We start from the raw sequence: 20758 nt of genomic DNA, 5'->3' as shown, positions 1-20758 counted from the left end.
TCAAAATGAAATCGAAAAGAATTCTGGTAACCGGAGGAGCAGGATTTCTTGGTTCCCACCTTTGTGAAAGACTGGTAAGAGGTGGGCATGATGTGATCTGTCTTGATAATTATTTCACCGGCAGAAAGAAAAATGTCGAACACCTTATGGATTTCCATAACTTTGAATTGATGCGACACGATATAACGTTTCCCATTTTCGTCGAAGTAGATCAGGTGTACAATTTGGCTTGCCCCGCCTCACCTGTGCATTATCAGCACAATGCCGTAAAAACAATCAAAACATCTGTAATGGGTGCAATAAATGTCCTTGGACTTGCCAAAAGGGTAAAAGCAAGAGTGTTACAGGCATCAACCAGCGAGATCTACGGTGACCCCACACAACATCCTCAACAGGAAACCTACTGGGGTAATGTGAACCCTATAGGGTTTCGGTCATGTTATGATGAGGGAAAAAGAGTTGCTGAAACCCTCTTTTTTGACTATCATAGAATGAATGATGTTGATATAAGAATAATGCGTATTTTCAATACCTATGGGCCCAGAATGCATCCTGATGATGGTAGGGTAGTATCTAATTTCATCGTTCAGGCACTTAAAAACAACGATATAACCGTTTATGGCGATGGTTCACAAACACGCTCCTTTTGCTATGTCGATGACCTTATTGAAGGGATGATTCGACTTATGAACAAAGATGGCTTCAACGGGCCGGTAAATGTAGGGAATCCGGGTGAGTTTACTATTAAAGAGCTTGCCGAAAAGGTGATTGAATTGGTTGGAAGTTCTTCAATGGTTATCTATAAACCACTCCCTTCCGATGATCCACGCCAACGGCGTCCCGATATCACTCTTGCAAAAGAAAAGCTGGACTGGCAACCTGAAATTAAGCTGGAGCAGGGGCTCCGGAAAACGATAAAGTATTTTAAAGATAATCTCGATTGACTGAAATAAAAGTCTCAGGAGGAATTACCCGTGAGTGCTTATAATGCTTCTGAAGTAGAACCTAAATGGCAAAAACGATGGCGTGATGCAAAATTGCATAAAACTGTTTACGATCCCGAAAAGCCTAAATATTATGCTCTTGATATGTTTCCCTACCCCTCTGGTTCAGGTCTTCATGTGGGCCATTGCGAGGGCTACACCGCTACCGATATCATAACCCGTTATAAGAGGATGTGTGGGTGTAATGTGCTGCATCCCATGGGATGGGATGCTTTTGGGTTGCCGGCAGAAAACTTTGCAATCAAAACAGGTATTCACCCTAGTGTTACTACCGAAAAAGCTATTGCAAATTTTAGAAAGCAGATTGATTCTATCGGTTTTGCATACGACTGGGATAGAGAGATAAATACCACAGATCCTTCGTATTATAAATGGACTCAGTGGATATTTCTGCAGCTGTATAAAAAAGGTCTGGCTTATGAGGGGTTCATGCCCATTAACTGGTGTCCTTCATGTAAGACAGGGCTTGCAAACGAAGAAGTTACCGGTGGAAACTGTGAACGCTGTGGATCACAGGTGGAGAGAAAAGATTTACGTCAGTGGATTCTAAAAATTACCGAATATGCCGATAGATTGCTTGAGGATCTCGATGAAGTTGATTGGCCGGATTCAACTCTTGCTATGCAACGGAATTGGATCGGTCGCTCCGAAGGTGCTGAAGTAATATTTACTGTTTCAGAAGGTGAAGCCAAAGGAGAACAAGTCAAGGTTTTTACTACCAGGCCTGATACCCTGTATGGAGCAACATATATGGTACTGGCTCCAGAGCATCCGTTGGTAGAAAAAATTACCACTGAGGCACAAGCGGGGGCTGTTGAAGAGTACAAGCAGAGTGCCAGAAAAAAGAGTGATCTGGAAAGGACCGAACTTTCCAAAGAAAAAAGCGGAGTTTTTACCGGAGGATACGCTCTTAATCCTGTCAATAAAAAGCCAATTCCTGTGTGGATTGCAGATTATGTACTTGCAGGCTATGGCACAGGAGCAATAATGGCTGTTCCGGCTCACGATGAGAGAGACTTTGAGTTTGCTCAAAAATATGATATACCCATCATTCAGGTGGTAGCTCCGCTTGAGGACAAAGAAATCGAAAAAGGCAAGGCTTTTATAGATGAAGGGGTAAACATAAATTCCGGTGATCTTGATGGCCTTTCAACTAAAGAGGCAAAGAAAAAAATAACCTCTCAGCTTGAAAATAGCGGCAGAGGAAAAGCCGCAGTCAGTTACCGGTTAAGAGACTGGATATTTTCACGTCAAAGGTACTGGGGGGAGCCGATTCCTGTTATTCACTGTGAAAAATGCGGTGTTGTTCCAGTACCCGAAAAAGATCTGCCGGTAAAACTACCGGAGGTAGACAAGTATGAGCCCAGTGGTACAGGTGAATCACCATTGGCAAATATTGAAGAGTGGCTTAATACAGAATGTCCAACCTGTGGTGAAAGCGCAAAAAGAGAGACCAATACGATGCCTCAATGGGCAGGATCGTGCTGGTACTATTTGCGCTATATCGATCCTCAAAACGATTCAGAGCCCTGGTCTAAAGACATTGAGAAGAAGTGGATGAATGTTGATCTGTATGTAGGTGGTGCAGAGCATGCGGTGTTGCATTTGCTCTATTCACGCTTCTGGCATAAGGTGCTTTATGACCTTGGATACGTCACCACAAAGGAGCCGTTTAAAAAACTTCGTCATCAGGGTACTGTGTTAGCATCTACCTACCGTGATTCCTTCGGCAAATATCATTCACTGGACGATATAGAATTTGACGGTAATGATGCTCGGTTAAAAGAGACGGGTGAAAAGCTCAGTACCGAAGTAGAAAAGATGGCAAAATCTAAATTAAACGGGGTTAATCCTGATGACGTAATTGCCAAATATGGGGCTGATGTATTAAGGCTTTATGAAATGTTTATGGGTGAATTTGAATTGCCTAAACCTTGGGACCCAAGAGCTATTGAAGGGTGTAGCAGGTTAATTAAAAGAATTTGGCGACTTGTTAATGAATTTAAACCTCTGGTAGATGGTGATCCAAATAGAAGAACAAGGCATAAAACGATCAAAAAGGTAACAAGCGATATAGAATCGATGAAGTTTAATACTGCTATTGCCGCTATTATGGAGTACGTTAATGAGCTAATGTCTAACGGTGTGATAAAAGAGGACCTGAGCACATTAGCACGTCTTATCGCTCCTTTTGCACCTCACCTTGGGGATGAAGCATGGGAGAAGCTTGGAGAGAAAGGGTTTATCCTTAATACACAATGGCCTCAGTATGATGAATCGCTTGTAAAAGAATCTGTGGTGACTGTTGTTGTTCAGGTTAACGGGAAATTAAGGGCTAATTTTAAGGCCTCAAGGGAAACTTCACGCAACGAACTTGAGCAAATGGCACTTTCTCAGGAAAAGGTCAAGGCTCATACTGAGGGAAAAACTATCAAAAAAGTCATTGTTGTGCCTGGTAAACTGGTCAATATAGTTGTATCGTGAGGTTTTTATAGCATGGAAATAATTTTAGCAACTGGAAATGAAGGCAAGGTGAGGGAGTTTAGGGAGATGTTTTCTAAACTCCCCGTTCATTTGACCTCTCTGAAAGATCATTGGGATCCGGTACCTGCAATTGATGAGTACGGATTGTGTTTTTATGAGAATGCCAAGATAAAAGCTGATTGGGTGTTTGAGAGAACTCAGGGGGTCTGGGCATTGGCGGATGATTCAGGGCTGGAAGTAGATGCTCTTAACGGTGCACCGGGAGTAAAAAGCGCACGGTTTGCAGGAGAAAAAGCAATGAGCAAAGAAAATAACCAAAAGTTACTTTCTTTGCTTGAAGGTATCCCTGATGAAAAGAGAACAGCGCGTTTCAGATGTGTTCTTGTGCTTAAAATAGCGCAGGATCAGTATCTGTCCGCAGAATCAACCTGTGAAGGCCAAATAGCACACGAAGGAACCGGTGAGATGGGATTTGGATATGATCCTGTTTTTATACCTGAAGGAAGTTCTGTATCTCTTGCAAATTACAATTCCGAAAAAAAACATATGATCAGTCACAGAGGTAAAGCCTTAAAAATCTTAAAAAAAGTGCTTTATGGATATTTTGGAGAAGAATGAACCCGAGAAGCAGAAGGTCGAACGTATACTTATTGTTGATGATAACCACGAAATCGGACATTATATAGAAGATATTCTCATCGACGAAGGTTATCATACAATTGTTTGCAGAAGTGGTCATCAAGCTCTTGAGATGCTCAAGAAAATATCGGTGGATGTCGTGTTGCTTGATGTGGTTATGCCAGATGTAAATGGGTACGTTGTCGCAAAAAAAATCAAAAAAAGCGTTAAGAGTAAACTTTTTCTTCCTGTAATTTTAGTTACTGCTTTAGATAACATCAGTGCTAAGGTCACGGGCTTGAATTATGCCGATGACTATATTACAAAACCATTTTCCGTTGAAGAGCTCCTGGCGCGCATACGCTCCATGCTTCGTATCAGAACACTTCAAAGAGATTTGCTACGCTCTCAGGGAAATTATAAGTGTCTGTATGAATACCTGCCTACTCTTATCCTTACACTTGATTGTAATCTGAAAATAATCGAATGTAATAATTTGTTTTCTGAAACTGTAGGTATTTCAAAAGTAAAAATACTAGGTAAAAATATGTTTGATCTAATTACCTCAAATGAGAAAGAAAAATTCAACGAACTTATTGATGATTTGAATCAAACTCAGATTACTCCTAAAGCCCGGGTTTTCGAAATTAAGACTGCATATAAAGAAAAGTTGTATGTTGAATTGAAAGCTGCACGCTTTGATACTGAAGAAGCACATGAAGTGATAGTGATTTCAATGGAAAATATTACTGAAAAAATTGAGCTTGAAAAAGAAAAGGACCTTACCAGAAAACAACTTTACCGTTCCGCAAAGCTTGCTGCCATCGGAAATCTTGCTTCTGGTGTTGCTCATGAAGTAAATAACCCTTTAACTGCTATACTTGGTTTCTCTGATTCTATTCTGGAACGGTTGAAATCCAATGATTACATTCAACAAAGCGAGTTAATGCAGTATCTTGAAATAATCAATCAGGAAACACTTCGGTGTAGAAATACCATAGATAATCTTTCCAGATTTGCAAGAGGAGGGGAAAGTGTCATTTCTGAGGTATCGCTTTGTAAAAGTCTGGAAAGTGTGCTTAAACTTGTACTCCCACGGGCATCACGGGTAGGAATAAAAATTAAAAATACTGTTATTTCTGATATACTCTTACATACTGATTGCAATAAATTTGAACAGGTACTTATAAGCGTCTTTTCTAATTGTATTGATTTTTGTACCCAGAACACTGAGGTAACCATTTCTCTTGAAAAACTTATATCAAATGGAATTGTTAAACTTAAAATTACAGATGAGGGGCCTGGTATTCATCCTGATATTTTACCTAAAATATTCGATCCGTTTTTTACAACAAAAGAAGTTGGGCGTGAAACGGGAATGGGGCTCGCAATTTGTCACAGAATGATGGAAGAGTGTAACGGAAGAATCGATGTGTTTAATGATTTGGCAACTAAGGGAACCTGTGTGGTGCTGGAACTACCGGTGACACAGAAGAGTACGTAGGGTTAAGTAATGAGTAAGGAACGAATACTTGTAGTTGATGATGAAAACTCTTTAAGATTATTGCTTCAAAACGAGCTTAGTCGGGCCGGGTATGGTGTGGAGACGGTTTCGGATGGAGAAGCTGCACTCGAAAAAATAAGAGAGAATTTTTATCATGTTATTCTTCTTGATATCGTGATGCCCAAAATGGATGGTATTGATGTACTAAGGGCAACCAAACAGGAAAACAATGCTTCAGAAATAATTATTCTTACCGGAAATGCAACACTGGAAACGGCCATTGAGTGCATGAAGCTTGGGGCATTTGAGTATATCCGCAAGCCATATAACCTTAAAGAGTTGCTTATACACATTGAGAGAGCTATAGAACATCACCGTTCACTTATTGATTTGAGGATACTAAAAGATGAGTTGGTGAAAAGTGGTTATAATGCTAACCTCATAGGTAAAAGCAAAGCGATGCTTGATCTTGGATCGATGATTTCAAGAATCGCGCCTGCCCAGTCTACGGTTTTGATCCTTGGGGAAAGTGGGAGTGGAAAAGAAGTTGTCGCAAGATCTATTCATAATCAAAGTACCAGAAGTGATAAAACGTTTATTCCTATAAACTGTGCCTCTTTATCTGAAACGCTTCTTGAAAGTGAACTCTTCGGATATGAAAAAGGAGCTTTTACAGACGCTAAGGCGCAGAAAAGGGGACTTGCTGAGATAGCAGATGGTGGGACATTGTTTCTGGATGAAATTGGTGAAATCCCCATACATTTTCAAGCTAAATTATTGCGTTTCCTTGAAACCGGAGATATCAGAAGAGTTGGTGGGACAAGGGACATTCCCCTAAATGTAAGAATAATATGTGCAACTAATCAACCACTTGAAGAGCTCGTTGAGGAAAATAAGTTCAGAGCTGATCTTTACTACAGATTAAATGTACTCTCCATTGAAGTTCCGCCTTTGAAAGAAAGAGTTGAAGATATTCCGCTGTTGGTTGATAATTTTATCGCCCTGTATGGATTCCAAAAAAAGTTCGATTCAAAAGCTCTTGAAATTCTTAAAGCTTACGATTGGAAGGGTAATGTACGTGAGCTTAAAAATGTTGTAGAAAGAACATGTATTTTAAGTCGTGGGAGAATTGTAAGCGCCGATGATCTGCTATTCTTAAAGGTATCTAAAAAAGCACCAGAAGAAAAATTACAGGAAGAAGCTCCTGTAGAGTATGAAAATGACATGAGTCTTAAAGAAGTAGAAAGAAGGCATATCGTTTCGGTGCTAAAAAATGTAAAAGGGCATAGAGCTAAAGCAGCAAAAGTGCTTGGGATCAGTCCTAAAACACTATATTTAAAAATAAAAGCCCTCAACATCGTCTCGACATATCAGTAACTTAATCTAATTTAAGGCGTCTTCTAATTATCCACTCTGTGAACATTAAGAAAAATATTAGTGCAAAGAGTAACCAGGATCTGTTAATTTCTATTCTTTGAGTAATTAGCTTTTCTGTGTCAGCCCCTTCGAAGATAAAACGCAAAAAAGTATCATCATCTTTTGACATTGGAAAAGCAAACTGTTGTAAAAACGATGTGTTTTGGTCTGTAACCCTGAATTCCGAAAAATCAGTGTTAACAGAAACTGATGTCTTGGCGGTAAAAAATGTCTTTTCATAACTAAGTGAACAAGTGAGCTCATAGCTTCCCTTAGCTAAAGGAGGTAATACAATAGATTCCTCCAAAGCTCCACTTGAAACCACTGAAACTGTTGTATCCATTCCAAAATCTTTTGATGTTATAGAAAAGCTCATCCTGAGGGGGCTAAATACTGGAATTTGGGAGGGAAGAACAGCTTTGAGGCGAAGTGAATCATTCTCTGATAACTCTCCTGAAGGATAAATAAAAAGTGAATCAGAAAGGTTGGTCAGTAATAATTCTTTTGTTCTATCCAGTAGTTTTGAGCTGAAAAGAAATTTCTCCTGCTCATCTCTTTCTATAGCCATAGGTAAAAAATCCCATTTCCATATTCCAGAAACAGCACAAAGAAGAATACGCCTGTTTTGAAAGCGTGCGGTAGAAAGAATTGGCACAGTTTCGTCTGGGGAACACTCTGGTAGCGAAACCGCGAGAAAAACGTCTTCACCGGAAAATGTACCGTTTGGACACGTGATGAAATAGTCCGGGTTGGGAAGGTTATGAAGGAAGTCCTTTGCATTAAAATATGGTTGGCTAACAAGGTTAAAATGTGGACATGTCAGTCGTTTCTGTTTACAGGGAAGTGAACTAATGAATACTGCAATAGAACGGTCTGAGAGCCTGTTGAGTAATGTTTGGGCTTCATCATCCCACTCAGTAATGAAGAGAACATCAGGATCAGAATTCTTTCTGCGAAAGAGGTCGTTTTCTAATAAATTTTGTGATAAAAATCGTACATCAAGGCTGGGGGTTTGAGTGTGAATTGAGTAGCTGATGTAGTCCGGATATACCTTGAGGGGTATAGTATGAGTTGCTTTGGGGTCACCAGAGCTGTTCTTAGCTTCTATAGTATATAAATTCATACCTGGTTTGGACTCAGTTACAGTTAATCGGGTGTTTAGAGAAAATCTACCGCTGTCGCTTTCCAAAACCTCCTGTTTCAAAATCGCATTATTTTTACTTAGTGTAACTGTATTTTCTGTGTAATCGTCTGAGTAACCGATTAATTGAACCTCAATCTGAACAGGAGTGTTGGCAGATGCGCTTTGTGGTGCGAATATATTCATTTCCAAGTAGGGACTTGGAGTTGCTTTGGGTAACTCTAAATAGTGAAATGTTGAATGAGAAAATGTTTCCGGAGGAAGCCTGTGATTTGTCCAGTGTCCATCTGATATAATTATAGTATGTTCGCTTCTGTTTCCCTGATGATTGAATGGTAGTGGGTAATGGCTTTTTCTATCTGAAAATTCCAGATTATAATAATCATCAATTTCTCTTAAAGAGTCACCAAATGAGTACAGGGAAAAAGAAACAAGATCTGGATTATCGTTCTCCAATGACTTTAAAGATGCAAGCATTGGGAGTACTGTTTTTTGAGGTTCGAAAAGACTCATGCTGGCTGATACATCAATTAGCACAGGTATATTCTTTTTGCCGGTCTGAAATCTTTCAAAATCGAACACAGGTTCAAAAAACGCTAAACTAATTATGATCAACATTAGTAGTCGAGAAAAAATAAGAATAAGCTTAGATGGTAGTGAAATCTTACATAAAGAATATCGAAAGACAGAAAATAGAGCTGCAGATATTAAGAGAACAGAGAAAATAATCAGCGAAGAATAATTCATAGTTATAATTTTGCTTATAAGACGGTGGTATTAACAGTTCACTTTTTTTCTAAAATAGTGTTTCTCTTCCAGTAACGATCATTTTGATTTGGATGATCAGTAGTGTAATGTAGCCCTCTGCTTTCTTTTCTCTTTAAAGCTGATAAAATGATTAGTTTTGAAGTGGTAACAATGTTTCTTAGCTCTAGTAAACGAGAGGTGATTTTTGTTTTTTTGTAAAAATTCTCTATCTCTTTTTCCAGCAGATTGATCCTTCGAAGTGCCCGGTGAAGCCTGAGATTGGAACGCACTATTCCAACATAGTCCCACATTACAGATTGAATTTCGGTTAAATTATGAGAAAGAAGAATCCATTCTTCGTTGTCATGAGTTCCACTGTCATCCCAATCAGGTATTTCAGATACCTGAGGGATGGAAATGTCTTTTATCCTTGAAGCAGCATCGTAAGCTGATTTATAGGAAAAAACCAAAGCTTCCAGTAAGGAGTTGGACGCCAGGCGATTTGCACCATGTACGCCAGTGCATGCTGATTCACCACAGGCGTAAAGGTTTTCTATGGTGGTTTTACCACAATGGTCTACCAAAATACCACCACACAGGTAATGTGCGGCAGGGACTACCGGGATCAAATCCTTGGTGATATCAATTCCAAACGACAGACATTTTTGGTAAATGTTTGGAAAGTGTTTGATGGTTTCGTCTGCTTTGGCATCTCGTATGTCCAGATAAACACAGGGCTCACCCGATTTTTTCATTTCGTTGTCAATCGCTCTGGCTACTATATCTCTTGGGGCGAGTGATCCTGAGGTGTGATAACGGTTCATAAATTCTTCACCGGATGCATTACGTAAGACAGCACCGTACCCTCGTAGTGCTTCGCTGATGAGAAAAGAGTTAGCGTTTTCATGATACAGTGTTGTGGGGTGGAACTGGATAAATTCCATATTGGAGATTTTTGCGCCAGCCCTGTAGGCCATCGCAACACCATCCCCGGTGGCTATCTCTGGATTTGTCGTGTGAAGATAAACCATTCCTGCGCCACCGGTTGAAAGACAGGTTATCCTGGCTCTGACCGAAAAAATTGATCGTTTACGAGAATCCAATATGTATGCGCCGTAACATTTACTCCGCGTGCTGTTGTTTTTCAGATGGTGCTCTGTTATAAGCTCTACCGCACAGTGGTTTTGGAATAGGGTTACATTTTTCTTCAGGTGTAACGTATTTAGCAGTGTCGCTTCAATTTCTTTGCCGGTAAGGTCTTTTGAATGTACTATTCGTTTTGCTGAATGTCCACCCTCTTTTCCAAGGTGAAGGTCGTAGGGGTTTTGGGCATCAGGTGCTTTTGAGAAAGATGCACCCCACTGGAGCAGTTCTTTAATTCGCGTAGGCCCTTTTTCTACTACGGTTCTTACTGAGTCCGGGTCACATAAACCTTTGCCCGCATTCAGTGTATCTTCAATATGTCTCTCGAAACTGTCGTTTTTATCAAGTACACAGGCTATCCCACCCTGAGCATAATTGGTATTTGATTCACTGTCATGCTTTTTGGTAATCATCAAAACAGACCCGAATTGGGAAGCGTGGATTGCAAAGCACAACCCGGCTATTCCGCTACCTACAACCAGGAAATCGTATTCATAATTATCCATTCTGTAAGGCCTGTTCCTTTCAGCTGTTCTGGCTCATAGTGCAGGTCATTTTTTCCTTAGCTTTTTGGCCAAGGTAACCACCGTGGTGACGTAGCCCGTACTGTTCCTTTGTGAACTTCTTTTTCTCCATTAAAACGAGAGCTATCGCGTCCCCTAATGCCATCATCACCGTTGTGCTGGAGGTGGGGGTAAGGCCAAGAGAGCACGGTTCACTTATTTGACCCATATTGATGACCACATTACTAAGTTCATGAATAGCCGAATCCGGGTGGCTTGTTACACCGATAATCTTATCTATCCCAAAATGGTGGGCAAGCTGTAACATTTCGATTACTTCGCGAGTTTTGCCGGAGGTCGAAAACGCTATGATTACATCACCGGGGGCAAGTAATCCTAAATCGCCATGAGCTGCTTCGCCAGGATGAAGAAAAGCTGCTGGTGTACCTGTTGAGCTAAGGGTACCGGCAATTTTTAATGCTATATTCCCAGCTTTCCCCATTCCTGTGGTAATAACTTTGCCTTTGCATTCATAAATTATGTTTATCGCACGTTCAAAACCATCATCGAGTGGTATTTCCAGAAGCGCTTTTGCTTCTGCTTCTATTATTTCTTTTGCACGTTGAAGATAACTGTGCACCTTTTACTCCTTGCAGTGATTTCTAACCAATATATTCATAAATATACATTAATCTCATTAATTTTATGAATTGGCTGAAAATGTTTCTTAAAGTTTATTAAATTTTATCTTTTTAGGTGCTTTAAGAACGATGGTGCGCTAAAAAATGATGGTTTTTTACACTAAAGCCATTGTAATAACGTACTTTAAGGAGTTAAACTATCCTCTTCAATGCATTGAAAACAGATTTTCTCACTAAAAAAAATGAGAAAAATGCGGTTAAAAAAGCAAAATAAGGGCAGAAAAATCAACAGGTGGTTTTTCCTGCTGCCGATCTGTATTATTTTATCTGCAATGGTAGTAATCAATAACCTGGATTTTGCCACTGATTTTGGCGCAGGTAGCGATAAAAACGGGCATAACAATAGTGCTATAACCCGCCAGGAGCAGATCTTTTTTGATAAACCTGAAACACTGGTTAAAGTAGCTGATTCGCTAAACCATCCGGGAGAAGTAAAGTCAGTTTCTTTGTCAGATATAAGATGTAGTGTATCAGGCAGGGATGATTTATCGAATTTGCTGTCGTTGGAACTTTTTACCGATAGCGATGAGGTGTACAGAGAATTGCTTTTTAAGCGAGCTGAATTGAGAGTGATTGTGAAGAATGCTATGAGACATCAACAGTATGGCGCAATTCGTAATTCACTTCTGATAAAAGAGTTGATGAAAGCACTGGATTCTATTATAGAATCCGGATCATTGATAAACCTGGAAATAAATAATTTCCGTATAGAATAGAGGCGATTATTTTATGGATTTACTGAGCATACTCGGTAAAGTGTTTGGATCAAAACAGGAGAAGGATATTCGCAAGCTTCGTCCGATACTTGAACAAGTGAACAGCTTTAAAGACGAGGTGAAAAAATTAAATGATGAGCAGCTAAAAAATAAGACCGCAGAGTTTAGGGAAAGGCTGGCCAAAGGTGAAACGCTTGATGATCTTTTACCTGAGGCGTATGCTGTAGTTAGAGAAAGCACCCATCGTGTTCTTGGTGAGGGGAGAATGGTGTATGATCCTTACCTGGAGCGGGAAATTCCGTTTATGGCTCACTTTGATGTTCAGGTTTTGGGGGCTATTGTGCTTCACCAGGGTAAAATTGCTGAGATGAAAACCGGTGAAGGTAAAACTCAGGTGGCCGCGATGGCTGCATACCTTAATGCCTTAAGTGGAAAAGGTGTGCATGTTATCACCGTTAATGATTATCTGGCACGTCGTGATAGTGAGTGGATGGGCAAAATTTTTAACTTTCTGGGACTTACTGTAGGGTGTTTGGATGATACCGAACCACATAGTCCCGAAAGGAAAGCGGTGTATGCCTGCGATATCACTTACGGTACAAATAATGAATTTGGTTTTGATTACCTTAGAGACAACATGGCTACATCGCCCGACCATTGCGTGCTTCGCGAACTGAACTTTGCTATCGTTGATGAGGTTGATAATATTCTTATCGATGAGGCTCGTACACCTTTGATCATATCCGGACCGGCAACAAAATCAAATCAGGAATATGAGGAGCTTAAGCCCAGGGTCACAAAGCTTGTTAGTGCCCAAAATCAGTTTGTTCAGCGTATCATCGCAGAAGCTGAAGAGTTGCTTAAAAAGGAGGGTAAAGAGTACGAGGCTGGTTTTAAGCTTCTTATTGCAAAAAGAGGGGGGCCAAAAAACAAACGCTTCCTTAAGCTTATTAAAGAACCGGGTGTAGCCAAGCACATGAAAACTGTGGAAACAGATTATCTTCGTGAGAAAAAACTTAATGAGATAGATGAAGAGCTTTTTTACACCATCGATGAATCAGGTCACAGTGCTGAGTTAACAGAAAAGGGAAGAGCACTTGTTGGCGGTGAAAACAGTGACTTCTTTGTGGTGCCTGACCTCTCTGTTTTGCTTGGGAAAATCGATAGCGATGAGGCCTTATCACCTGAGGAGAAATCAATGCAGCGTGATGAAGCTCATAGAGTGTATGCCGAGCGTTCAGAGAGAATTCATAGTATAAGTCAGCTCCTTAAGGCTTACTCCCTCTTTGAAAGGGATGTAAACTATGTCGTTCAGGAGGGACAAATTCTTATAGTTGATGAGTTCACGGGTCGTATTCTTCACGGAAGACGTTACAGTGAAGGGCTTCATCAGGCTCTGGAAGCTAAGGAGGGGGTGAAAGTTGCTGGTGAAAACCAGACCCTTGCAACTATTACATTCCAGAACTTTTTTAAGATGTACAATAAAATCTCCGGTATGACCGGAACTGCTGTTACTGAAGCTGGTGAGTTTCATGAAATCTACAAACTCGATGTTGTTACAGTTCCTACTAACCGGCCTCTAAAAAGGGTGGACTCCAATGACGAGATCTATAAAACCCACCGGGAAAAATATAATGCCATAGTAAAAGAAATTGAGGGCAAAGTAGAAGAAGGACGCCCCTGCCTTGTAGGTACCACTTCGATAGAGAAGTCTGAGCTTATAAGTAAGCTTCTCACCAGAGCCGGGGTGAAGCATGAGGTGCTTAATGCTAAATACCACGCTAAAGAAGCTACAATCGTTGCCCAGGCCGGTCATGTTGGGGCGGTAACAATTGCTACAAATATGGCTGGACGTGGTACAGATATTGTTCTGGGTGGAAATTTTGAAGTCATGGCCAACAATGAGCTGATTAAACAGGGAGTAGAACCTGATGAGCTTTCTTTGGATGAGAAACGGAAAAAATTTGAAAAACTCTACCAAAAGACTAAAGAGGAGCACAAAAGCGTACTTGAGCTGGGGGGACTTCATATAATAGGTACTGAGCGTCATGAGAGTCGCCGTATTGATAATCAGCTCCGGGGACGTGCTGGACGGCAGGGTGATCCTGGTTCAACCAAGTTTTTTCTCTCCCTCGATGATGATCTCATGAGGATTTTTGGCTCAGAACGTATCGCTGCTATTATGGATAAACTGGGTACCGATGATGGAGAGGTTATCTCCCATCCTTTGGTTTCAAAAGCAATTGGAAATGCCCAAAAAAGAGTTGAAGGCAGAAACTTCGATATAAGAAAACATCTTAAAGAGTATGATGATGTTATGAATCTGCAGCGTACCGAGATCTACAGTCTTCGTCAGAGGATATTACGAGGTGAGAACCTAAAGGATGATATTCTTGATCAGGTGGCCGCGGCACTTGAAGAGATAATCTTTAAACATACCGCAGCCGGGAAGTTCCCTGAAGAGTGGGACCTGTCAAACCTTTACAGTGACATTCAGACCTCTTTTGGTATAGTATATCGTATAGATGAACAGGAGCTTTCAAACAAAACACAGGACAGTCTCTTTGATGATGTATGGAAGCTTGTTAAGGAACGGTATGAGGAGAAAGAGGCTCGTTTTGGCGAAGAGCTGATGCGTAAGTTTGAGCGAAGTGTCTTTTTGATGGTCATAGATTCATTATGGAAAGATCATCTCTATGAGATGGATCACCTCAAAGGTGGTGTGCAGTTCCGTGCGTTTGGGCAGAAAAACCCGCTCTTTGAATACCAAAGAGAAGGGCTTAAGATGTTTGAGGAGCTTAGAAGCACTATTGCTCATGAGGTTTCCAGTTACATCTTTAGACTCGAAAAGGTTGAGCGTCAGCAAAGGGCACCGCTGAGCAACTCAAAAGAGATTCATGGAGATGTTGATTTGTTTTCTCCTCAAGGACCTGCTGCTCAGCCACGTCCTCAGCAGCAACCTAACCGTCAGTTGGTAACAAATCGTGCAGGAGGCGGATCTGGTAAACCGGCACCGGTGCGTGCTGCTGTTCAGGTTGGTAGAAATGAGCCCTGTCCTTGTGGAAGTGGCAAAAAATATAAAAAATGTTGTGGTGTTCAATGAAAAAGGGAATGTTTATAGCCTTTGAGGGCATCGACGGATGTGGCAAAAGCACACAGTTATCACTTGTGGCTAAACGGCTTGAAGAAAGAGGCATTGTTCCGGTGGTGACCCGGGAACCAGGAGGAACACCTGTTTCGGAAGCCATACGTGAAATCTTGATCGCACCTCGTTTTGAAGAGATGTGTATTCAAAGTGAGTTGTTGCTTTATTTGGCTGCCCGGGCTCAGCACATGAGGGAAAAAATTCAGCCTGCATTACTGGAAGGTGAAGTGGTGTTGTGTGATCGCTTTCAGGCTGCTACTTTCGCCTATCAGGGCTACGGCAGGGGGATATCAATAGATACACTGAAGATGTTCAATGAATTCTCAACGGGTGGTATAAAACCTGATTGTACTTTTATTTTTGACATCTCTGTACAGTGTTCAAGAAAAAGACTATCTGCTATGGGTAAGGCCAGGGACCGTCTTGAAAATGGATCGGAAGAATTTTTCAAGAGAATAAGAAATGGGTATTTAGAAATAGCAGAAACGGATCCCAATGTTGTACTTTTTGATGGCAGCAAAGAGGTAGAGCTGCTCAATGAGCAAGTTTTTGGGAAGATATGTCAGCTTATTGAAGTATAAATGGCTAAAAATGGAATTAATATTGCTTCCTGATGTATTTTCCTTTTATAACGTTTAAAATGTAGCATAGTTATTGCAGGCTAATCTCAGAAGAGAAGCTCAGTGCTTGTAATTATTAATCTGTTCATCACGATTATACTCTGGGAGAGATGATGGAAAAAAGACCAAATAAACCGACAGAGAAAATGTTCTGTAAAACTTCCTTCTTAGCAATGGTTATTCTAACCGTAGTGATAACCGGGCTAATCATCGACACTACCCGGGCAGATAACGATAATTTTTATGCAGATATAATTCGCCTCGATAATGTCGCTACAAAGATTCACCAAAGTTATGTGGAAGATATTCCTTCCAAGGAACTTATTGATAATGCCATTGAAGGGATGATAAAGAGCCTCGATCCACATACTTCCTATTTTGAAACCAAACAGTATGAGGAGCTACGAATTCATACAGAGGGAAAATTTGGCGGACTCGGCATTCAGATCTCAATACGCGATGATGTGCTTACAGTTATGACTCCAATAGGCGGCACTCCGGCATCACGTGCGGGGATACAATCAGGGGATCAGATTATACAAATAGAGGGCGAATCAACCGAAGGTATTACTATTGATAAGGCGGTAAACAAACTCAGGGGTGAGCCTGGCTCAGAAGTAACCATTCTGATAAGAAGAACTGGTGAGCAGAAAGATATTGAGTACACTATCACTCGAGAGATCGTTCAGATTAAATCGGTACCCTTTTATGGAATGATGGATGATGGGATCGGGTATATACACCTTCAGGCATTTAGCCAGGAAGCGGCCAATGAGGTTGAAAATGCAATTAAAGATCTTAAATCTCAAGGACTCAAGGGGTTGGTTTTTGATCTACGATTAAATCCGGGAGGTTTATTGCCTCAGGCAATCGAGGTTACTGAGAAATTCCTCCCCAGCGATAAGCTAATCGTATCCACCCGTGGACGGGTACGAGGGCAAAATAAAGATTTTCATTCCAGCAGAGCAGAAGTACTTCCCACAGATATGCCGCTGGTAGTACTTGTTAACAGAGCTTCTGCAAGTGCTTCAGAAATTGTTGCCGGTGCAATTCAGGACTGGGACAGAGGGATAGTTTTGGGAGATACCACTTTTGGTAAAGGTTCTGTGCAGAGCGTTATTCCCCTGGATAAGAGTCACCATATAAAGCTTACTACTGCACTGTATTACACACCTTCTGGCAGATGTATCGATAGACCTAACATTGCAAGGGATACAGCTGATGAACAAAGCGACTCAGAAGCAGACACCAATGTCTACAGGACAAAAAATGGAAGAATTGTCTATGGAGGTGGTGGAATAGTGCCTGATTTTGTGGTTGAGCCGGAATTGCCGTCGATGCCGGTCAGGGCGCTTTTTGGTGAGGATGCTTTTTTTCAGTTTGCTAATATGGAGTATCCAAGACTGCAAAAACGCGATACTGAGATAGGGGCAGAATATACCATTGATAAAAAAACCATAGAAGCATTTTATGATTTCCTCGATTCTATAGAGTTTTCCTACAAAAATGCAGCCCAAATTCAATTTGAGGAATTCAAAAAGCGAAGCGGTTTGATAGCTGATACTACTAAGAGTGACTCTGAAAGCCAGTCTGGAGAACCTAAATGGAGCGAGGAACACAGAGCTCAGCTTGATGAGACTTCTGCAAAAATGAAACAGATTTTTAAGGCTGAGAGTCAACGAGAATTGGAAGAAAACAGAGAAGAAATCAAGCGTCACATACGAAAAGCTATTCTTATACGAGAATATGGACAGGATAATGAGATCGTTTATCGGTCAAGACTGTCCAGGGATAAACAACTCGATGCAGCAATGCAAATTTTGACTGAAACAGAAAGGTATGAAGCTTTGCTTAAAGCTCCTGAGCAAGATTAGGGGTAGAAGAGGAAACAAATCACATTTAGGGTTAGATGAATGGGGCTGTTGATGAGAATACATTGCAACAGTCCTATACGGACATAATACTTCAATTGTGAAAACCTCGTTTTAGGTAATAATCCGCCGTTTATTATATTTAAAAAATGAAAAAAATGCAGCTCACTATATTTTTTTATTGCAGGGAGAGTATATGATCAGTAAAATGCGGGAGACAGCTCCCATTATCATGCTCATTATTTTGGTTGCTTTTGTTGGAGGAACAATATTTCTCGACTGGGGAATGAATGTTGGTGACAGGTCTGTTGCTACTGTTGCGGGTAAAATAAATGGTCAAGAGGTTTCACTGCATCTCTTTGATCGAATGGTCAATATGGAACGTCAGAGATTGAACGAATCCGGACAGGATATTCCACCCCAGCAGTACCGAATGATTCCTCAACAGGTTTGGGAGCAGGAAGTACAGCGGGTTCTTCTAACCGATGTGTTTGAAAAAATGCGTTTAGAAGCAACACCAACAGAGCTGTTGGAGTATGTGAAAAGGAATCCGTTACCTGGTATGGAAGAGGAACCAGCGTTTCAGACTGACGGTGTATTTGATACTGCCAAATATGTGCAGTTTTTGAGTAATCCGCAAAACTACAACATGTATCCTTTTTTAAGGGAAATTGAGCGTCATACAAGAGATGTCGTTGCACCGGCACAAAAACTTGAAACTCTTTTAAGGGCAAGTGTATTTGCTTCACCATCTGAAGTCAAATACAATCATCGTACACAACAGGAACAAGGTGTATTTGAGTACATAAAGGTCGGTAAAAATAACTTTCGTGTAGATGAAAACGCTATCGATGAGGAGATGCTAAAAGACTACTACAGAGCAAACAGGAGCTCTTTTGAACGGGAAGAAAAAGCAAATCTTCTTTTTGTAAAATTTCCTATCGAGGTTACTGAATTTGATAAAAGTGTTTACCGTGCTGAACTCGAAGACATTAAGCAACTAATTGAATCAGGAGAGCGGACATTTAAAGATCTGGCCCAGGGTGAATCTGATGACAGAGGATCTGCTGAGAAAGGGGGGGATCTTGGTTGGTTTGGTAGAAACGCTATGGTGCCTGAATTTGAAGAGGTCGCTTTTAGTTTAGAAGTGGGAGAAATTTCAGATCCGGTTGAGACAAATTTTGGTTTTCATCTAATCAAAGTGGAAGAAAGAGAAGAAAGGGATGGAGAGGAGCAGGTGCGGGCGCGTCATATACTTCGCTTTATTGAACCTACTCTTGAAACAATAGAGAGCATTAGGGGTAAGGCTGATAGTCTTAGAGAAGTAGCCCTGGAAAAGGGGTTTCTCGAAGCTGCTAAACAGTTCCCTTCAATCAGAGTTGATTCGACTGGTACTTTCACTGAAGGTGGCATGATTCCAAGAATTGGATATGTACCGGGTTTGCAAAGATTTGCATTTGACGAGGAAGTGGGCAGCATATCTGAGCGTTTAGAAAACGAAGACGCAATTTTTGTTGTAAATTTGAAGGAAAAATTAAGCAGTGGGGTTCAGCCTTTCGAAGTTGTTCGCTCAGAAATAGTGAGTGAAATCAGAGATTCTCTTACCGTTGCTAATACTGCCCAGTATGCTCAATCGGTACTTGAAAACATCAGTGGAGCCGAGTCGATAGCCGATTATCAGGAAAATGATTCTTTGGTATCCTCTGGGATATCAGATACGGTAGGAAGGAATGATTTTATTCCTAATGTTGGTTTTAACAGCAAGGTCGCCCATGTTGCCCTTTCTACCGAGCCCGGTAGTCTTTCTGATGTGATAGAACAAGAGGGCGATCATTTCATTGTCAGAACTAACTGGCTTTCTGAAACAGCGCCTTTGGATACAGACTCACCATTGTTCGCAGCTCAGAGACGGAATCTTATCTCACAAAACAAAGAAAATATTTATGGGAAATGGTACATAGATCGTAAATCGAACGCTCGTATTGAGAGTAATGTTGACCGAATATACCGAGATTAACATAGTTTTTTCTGCTAGAGATTAAAGAAAAGGTCCTGCTTATATAACTAATAAGCAGGACCTTTTTTCTTAAGAGATACCGTGTACACCCCCGCTTATTTATTGGTAATATTCCATTGCTTCCGGAATCATTTGGCGGATATTTTCTACTCTGGTTTCATCGGATGGGTGAGTACTTAAAAACTCCGGTGGTTCTGGTGCCATTCTCAATTCAACCATTCGCTCCCAAAAAGAGATAGCCTCTCGAGGGTCATATCCTGCAATAGCCATAAAAATCAGTCCTAATCTGTCGGCTTCGGTTTCGTGGAGCCTGCTGTAAGGAAGTAATACTCCCAATTGTGCGCCGACACCAAACGCAACAAGCGCGAGCTGACGAGTGATTTCAGGCTGTTCTGAAAGTGCTTCGCTTAGCGCAATACCACCCAGCTCAACTAAAAGAAGCTGGCTCATCCGTTCATTTCCATGCTCTGCAACAACGTGTCCGATCTCGTGGCCAATAATAACTGCTAAGCCAGCATCATCCTGAGCTAATGGCAAAATGCCACTATTGATGCCTACCTTTCCTCTCGGCATCGCCCAGGCGTTTATTGTAGTGTCCTGAAATAGAGTAAATTCCCACTGAAAATCTCCTATTATATCATCGTTATTCTGTTCTTGAAAATAACTCTCAACAGCTGATCTTATATTTGTTCCTACCCTTTGTACCATTAACGCTTCTTCTGTGCCAGTTATAACCTGATGTTCGGCAACGTATTCATTATAGGCCTGATTACTTAGTTCTAACATCTGTGATCGTGGAATGAGCTGAAGCTGACGCCTACCAGTAAGGGAAACTACTGCACATGAGTAGAAAAAAAGGAAAGAAATGAGCGCTGATAACAGGGTGGTATTTTTCATTTTTTCCTCTGTTTAGTTATAATCATACAAGGGGAGAAAAACTTGTTGTATTGTATTATTTTCTAATAAGATCGCACTAAACAAATATGATTAAAACATAAACTAGCAAAAATATAGCCATTTTTATCAATTATATTGAAGGTAATCTGATAGCTGGTCAGATAAATAAAAATAAAAAAAACAGTGACTTGCAAATTGGTAGTTCCTAATATATGATTATTTATAGGTACA

General features: G+C 40.8%; 14 protein-coding genes. 10 read left to right on the top strand and 4 right to left on the bottom strand.

Annotated features, from left to right (window positions below; translation table 11 throughout):
• The first annotated feature begins 5 nt into the window (after window positions 1-5).
• The 5 genes from QA601_08505 to QA601_08485 are packed head-to-tail and all read left to right on the top strand — an operon-like array spanning window position 6 to window position 6987.
• Window positions 6-944, top strand: coding sequence for an SDR family oxidoreductase (locus QA601_08505; GenBank protein MDG5815116.1), 939 nt, complete (start codon window positions 6-8; stop codon window positions 942-944).
• A gap of 30 nt (window positions 945-974) precedes the next feature.
• Entirely contained in the window at window positions 975-3488 is a 2514-nt protein-coding gene (leuS, locus tag QA601_08500) for a leucine--tRNA ligase (GenBank protein ID MDG5815115.1), read from the top strand.
• Window positions 3489-3500: 12 nt separating this feature from the next.
• Window positions 3501-4106 carry an RdgB/HAM1 family non-canonical purine NTP pyrophosphatase gene (gene rdgB, locus QA601_08495; protein ID MDG5815114.1) on the top strand — a complete coding sequence of 202 codons (606 nt, stop codon included), beginning with the start codon at window positions 3501-3503 and terminating at the stop codon, window positions 4104-4106.
• The gene (locus QA601_08490) at window positions 4084-5610 is read left to right on the top strand and encodes a response regulator (protein ID MDG5815113.1); all 1527 of its coding nucleotides are present in this window, start codon (window positions 4084-4086) and stop codon (window positions 5608-5610) included. The genes rdgB and QA601_08490 overlap by 23 nt, the downstream gene beginning before the upstream one ends.
• 9 nt (window positions 5611-5619) lie before the next feature.
• Window positions 5620-6987 carry a sigma-54 dependent transcriptional regulator gene (locus QA601_08485; protein MDG5815112.1) on the top strand — a complete coding sequence of 456 codons (1368 nt, stop codon included), beginning with the start codon at window positions 5620-5622 and terminating at the stop codon, window positions 6985-6987.
• A 1-nt stretch (window position 6988) separates the two neighbouring features.
• Here QA601_08485 and QA601_08480 read toward each other — a convergent pair whose 3' ends face one another.
• The 3 genes from QA601_08480 to QA601_08470 all read right to left on the bottom strand — a co-directional run bounded on the left by QA601_08480 (window position 6989) and on the right by QA601_08470 (window position 11200).
• Window positions 6989-8704: a hypothetical protein gene (locus tag QA601_08480; protein ID MDG5815111.1), complete on the bottom strand. Its 1716-nt coding sequence runs from the start codon at window positions 8702-8704 to the stop codon at window positions 6989-6991.
• A 248-nt stretch (window positions 8705-8952) separates the two neighbouring features.
• The gene (gene nadB / locus QA601_08475; GenBank protein MDG5815110.1) at window positions 8953-10563 is read right to left on the bottom strand and encodes an L-aspartate oxidase; all 1611 of its coding nucleotides are present in this window, start codon (window positions 10561-10563) and stop codon (window positions 8953-8955) included.
• 19 nt (window positions 10564-10582) lie between these two features.
• Window positions 10583-11200 carry an SIS domain-containing protein gene (locus QA601_08470; protein ID MDG5815109.1) on the bottom strand — a complete coding sequence of 206 codons (618 nt, stop codon included), beginning with the start codon at window positions 11198-11200 and terminating at the stop codon, window positions 10583-10585.
• Window positions 11201-11452: 252 nt separating this feature from the next.
• Between QA601_08470 and QA601_08465 the strand changes: the two genes are divergently transcribed.
• From QA601_08465 to QA601_08445, 5 genes are all read left to right on the top strand, one after another.
• A complete protein-coding gene (locus QA601_08465; protein ID MDG5815108.1) occupies window positions 11453-11977 on the top strand; it encodes a hypothetical protein in 525 nt (174 codons plus the stop codon).
• A gap of 13 nt (window positions 11978-11990) precedes the next feature.
• A complete protein-coding gene (gene secA, locus QA601_08460) occupies window positions 11991-15080 on the top strand; it encodes a preprotein translocase subunit SecA (GenBank protein MDG5815107.1) in 3090 nt (1029 codons plus the stop codon).
• Window positions 15077-15703: a dTMP kinase gene (gene tmk / locus QA601_08455; GenBank protein ID MDG5815106.1), complete on the top strand. Its 627-nt coding sequence runs from the start codon at window positions 15077-15079 to the stop codon at window positions 15701-15703. Before secA ends, tmk begins: the two co-directional genes overlap by 4 nt.
• Before the next feature lie 149 nt (window positions 15704-15852).
• Complete coding sequence (locus QA601_08450; GenBank protein MDG5815105.1) at window positions 15853-17616, top strand: S41 family peptidase; 1764 nt, start codon at window positions 15853-15855, stop codon at window positions 17614-17616.
• Between the two features lie 193 nt (window positions 17617-17809).
• On the top strand, window positions 17810-19630 hold the full coding sequence (locus QA601_08445; protein MDG5815104.1) for a peptidylprolyl isomerase: 1821 nt from the start codon (window positions 17810-17812) through the stop codon (window positions 19628-19630).
• Window positions 19631-19729: 99 nt separating this feature from the next.
• Here the strand turns inward: QA601_08445 and QA601_08440 are convergent, their stop codons facing one another.
• A complete protein-coding gene (locus QA601_08440; protein MDG5815103.1) occupies window positions 19730-20527 on the bottom strand; it encodes a M48 family metallopeptidase in 798 nt (265 codons plus the stop codon).
• Between the last annotated feature and the right edge of the window lie 231 nt (window positions 20528-20758).

The sequence above is a fragment of the Chitinispirillales bacterium ANBcel5 genome, from assembly GCA_029688955.1.
In the GTDB taxonomy this organism is placed as follows: Bacteria; Fibrobacterota; Chitinivibrionia; order Chitinivibrionales; family Chitinispirillaceae; genus Cellulosispirillum; species Cellulosispirillum alkaliphilum.
The sequence above is the reverse complement of the archived record's forward strand: the minus strand, read 5'-3'. Positions and strand labels throughout refer to the sequence as shown.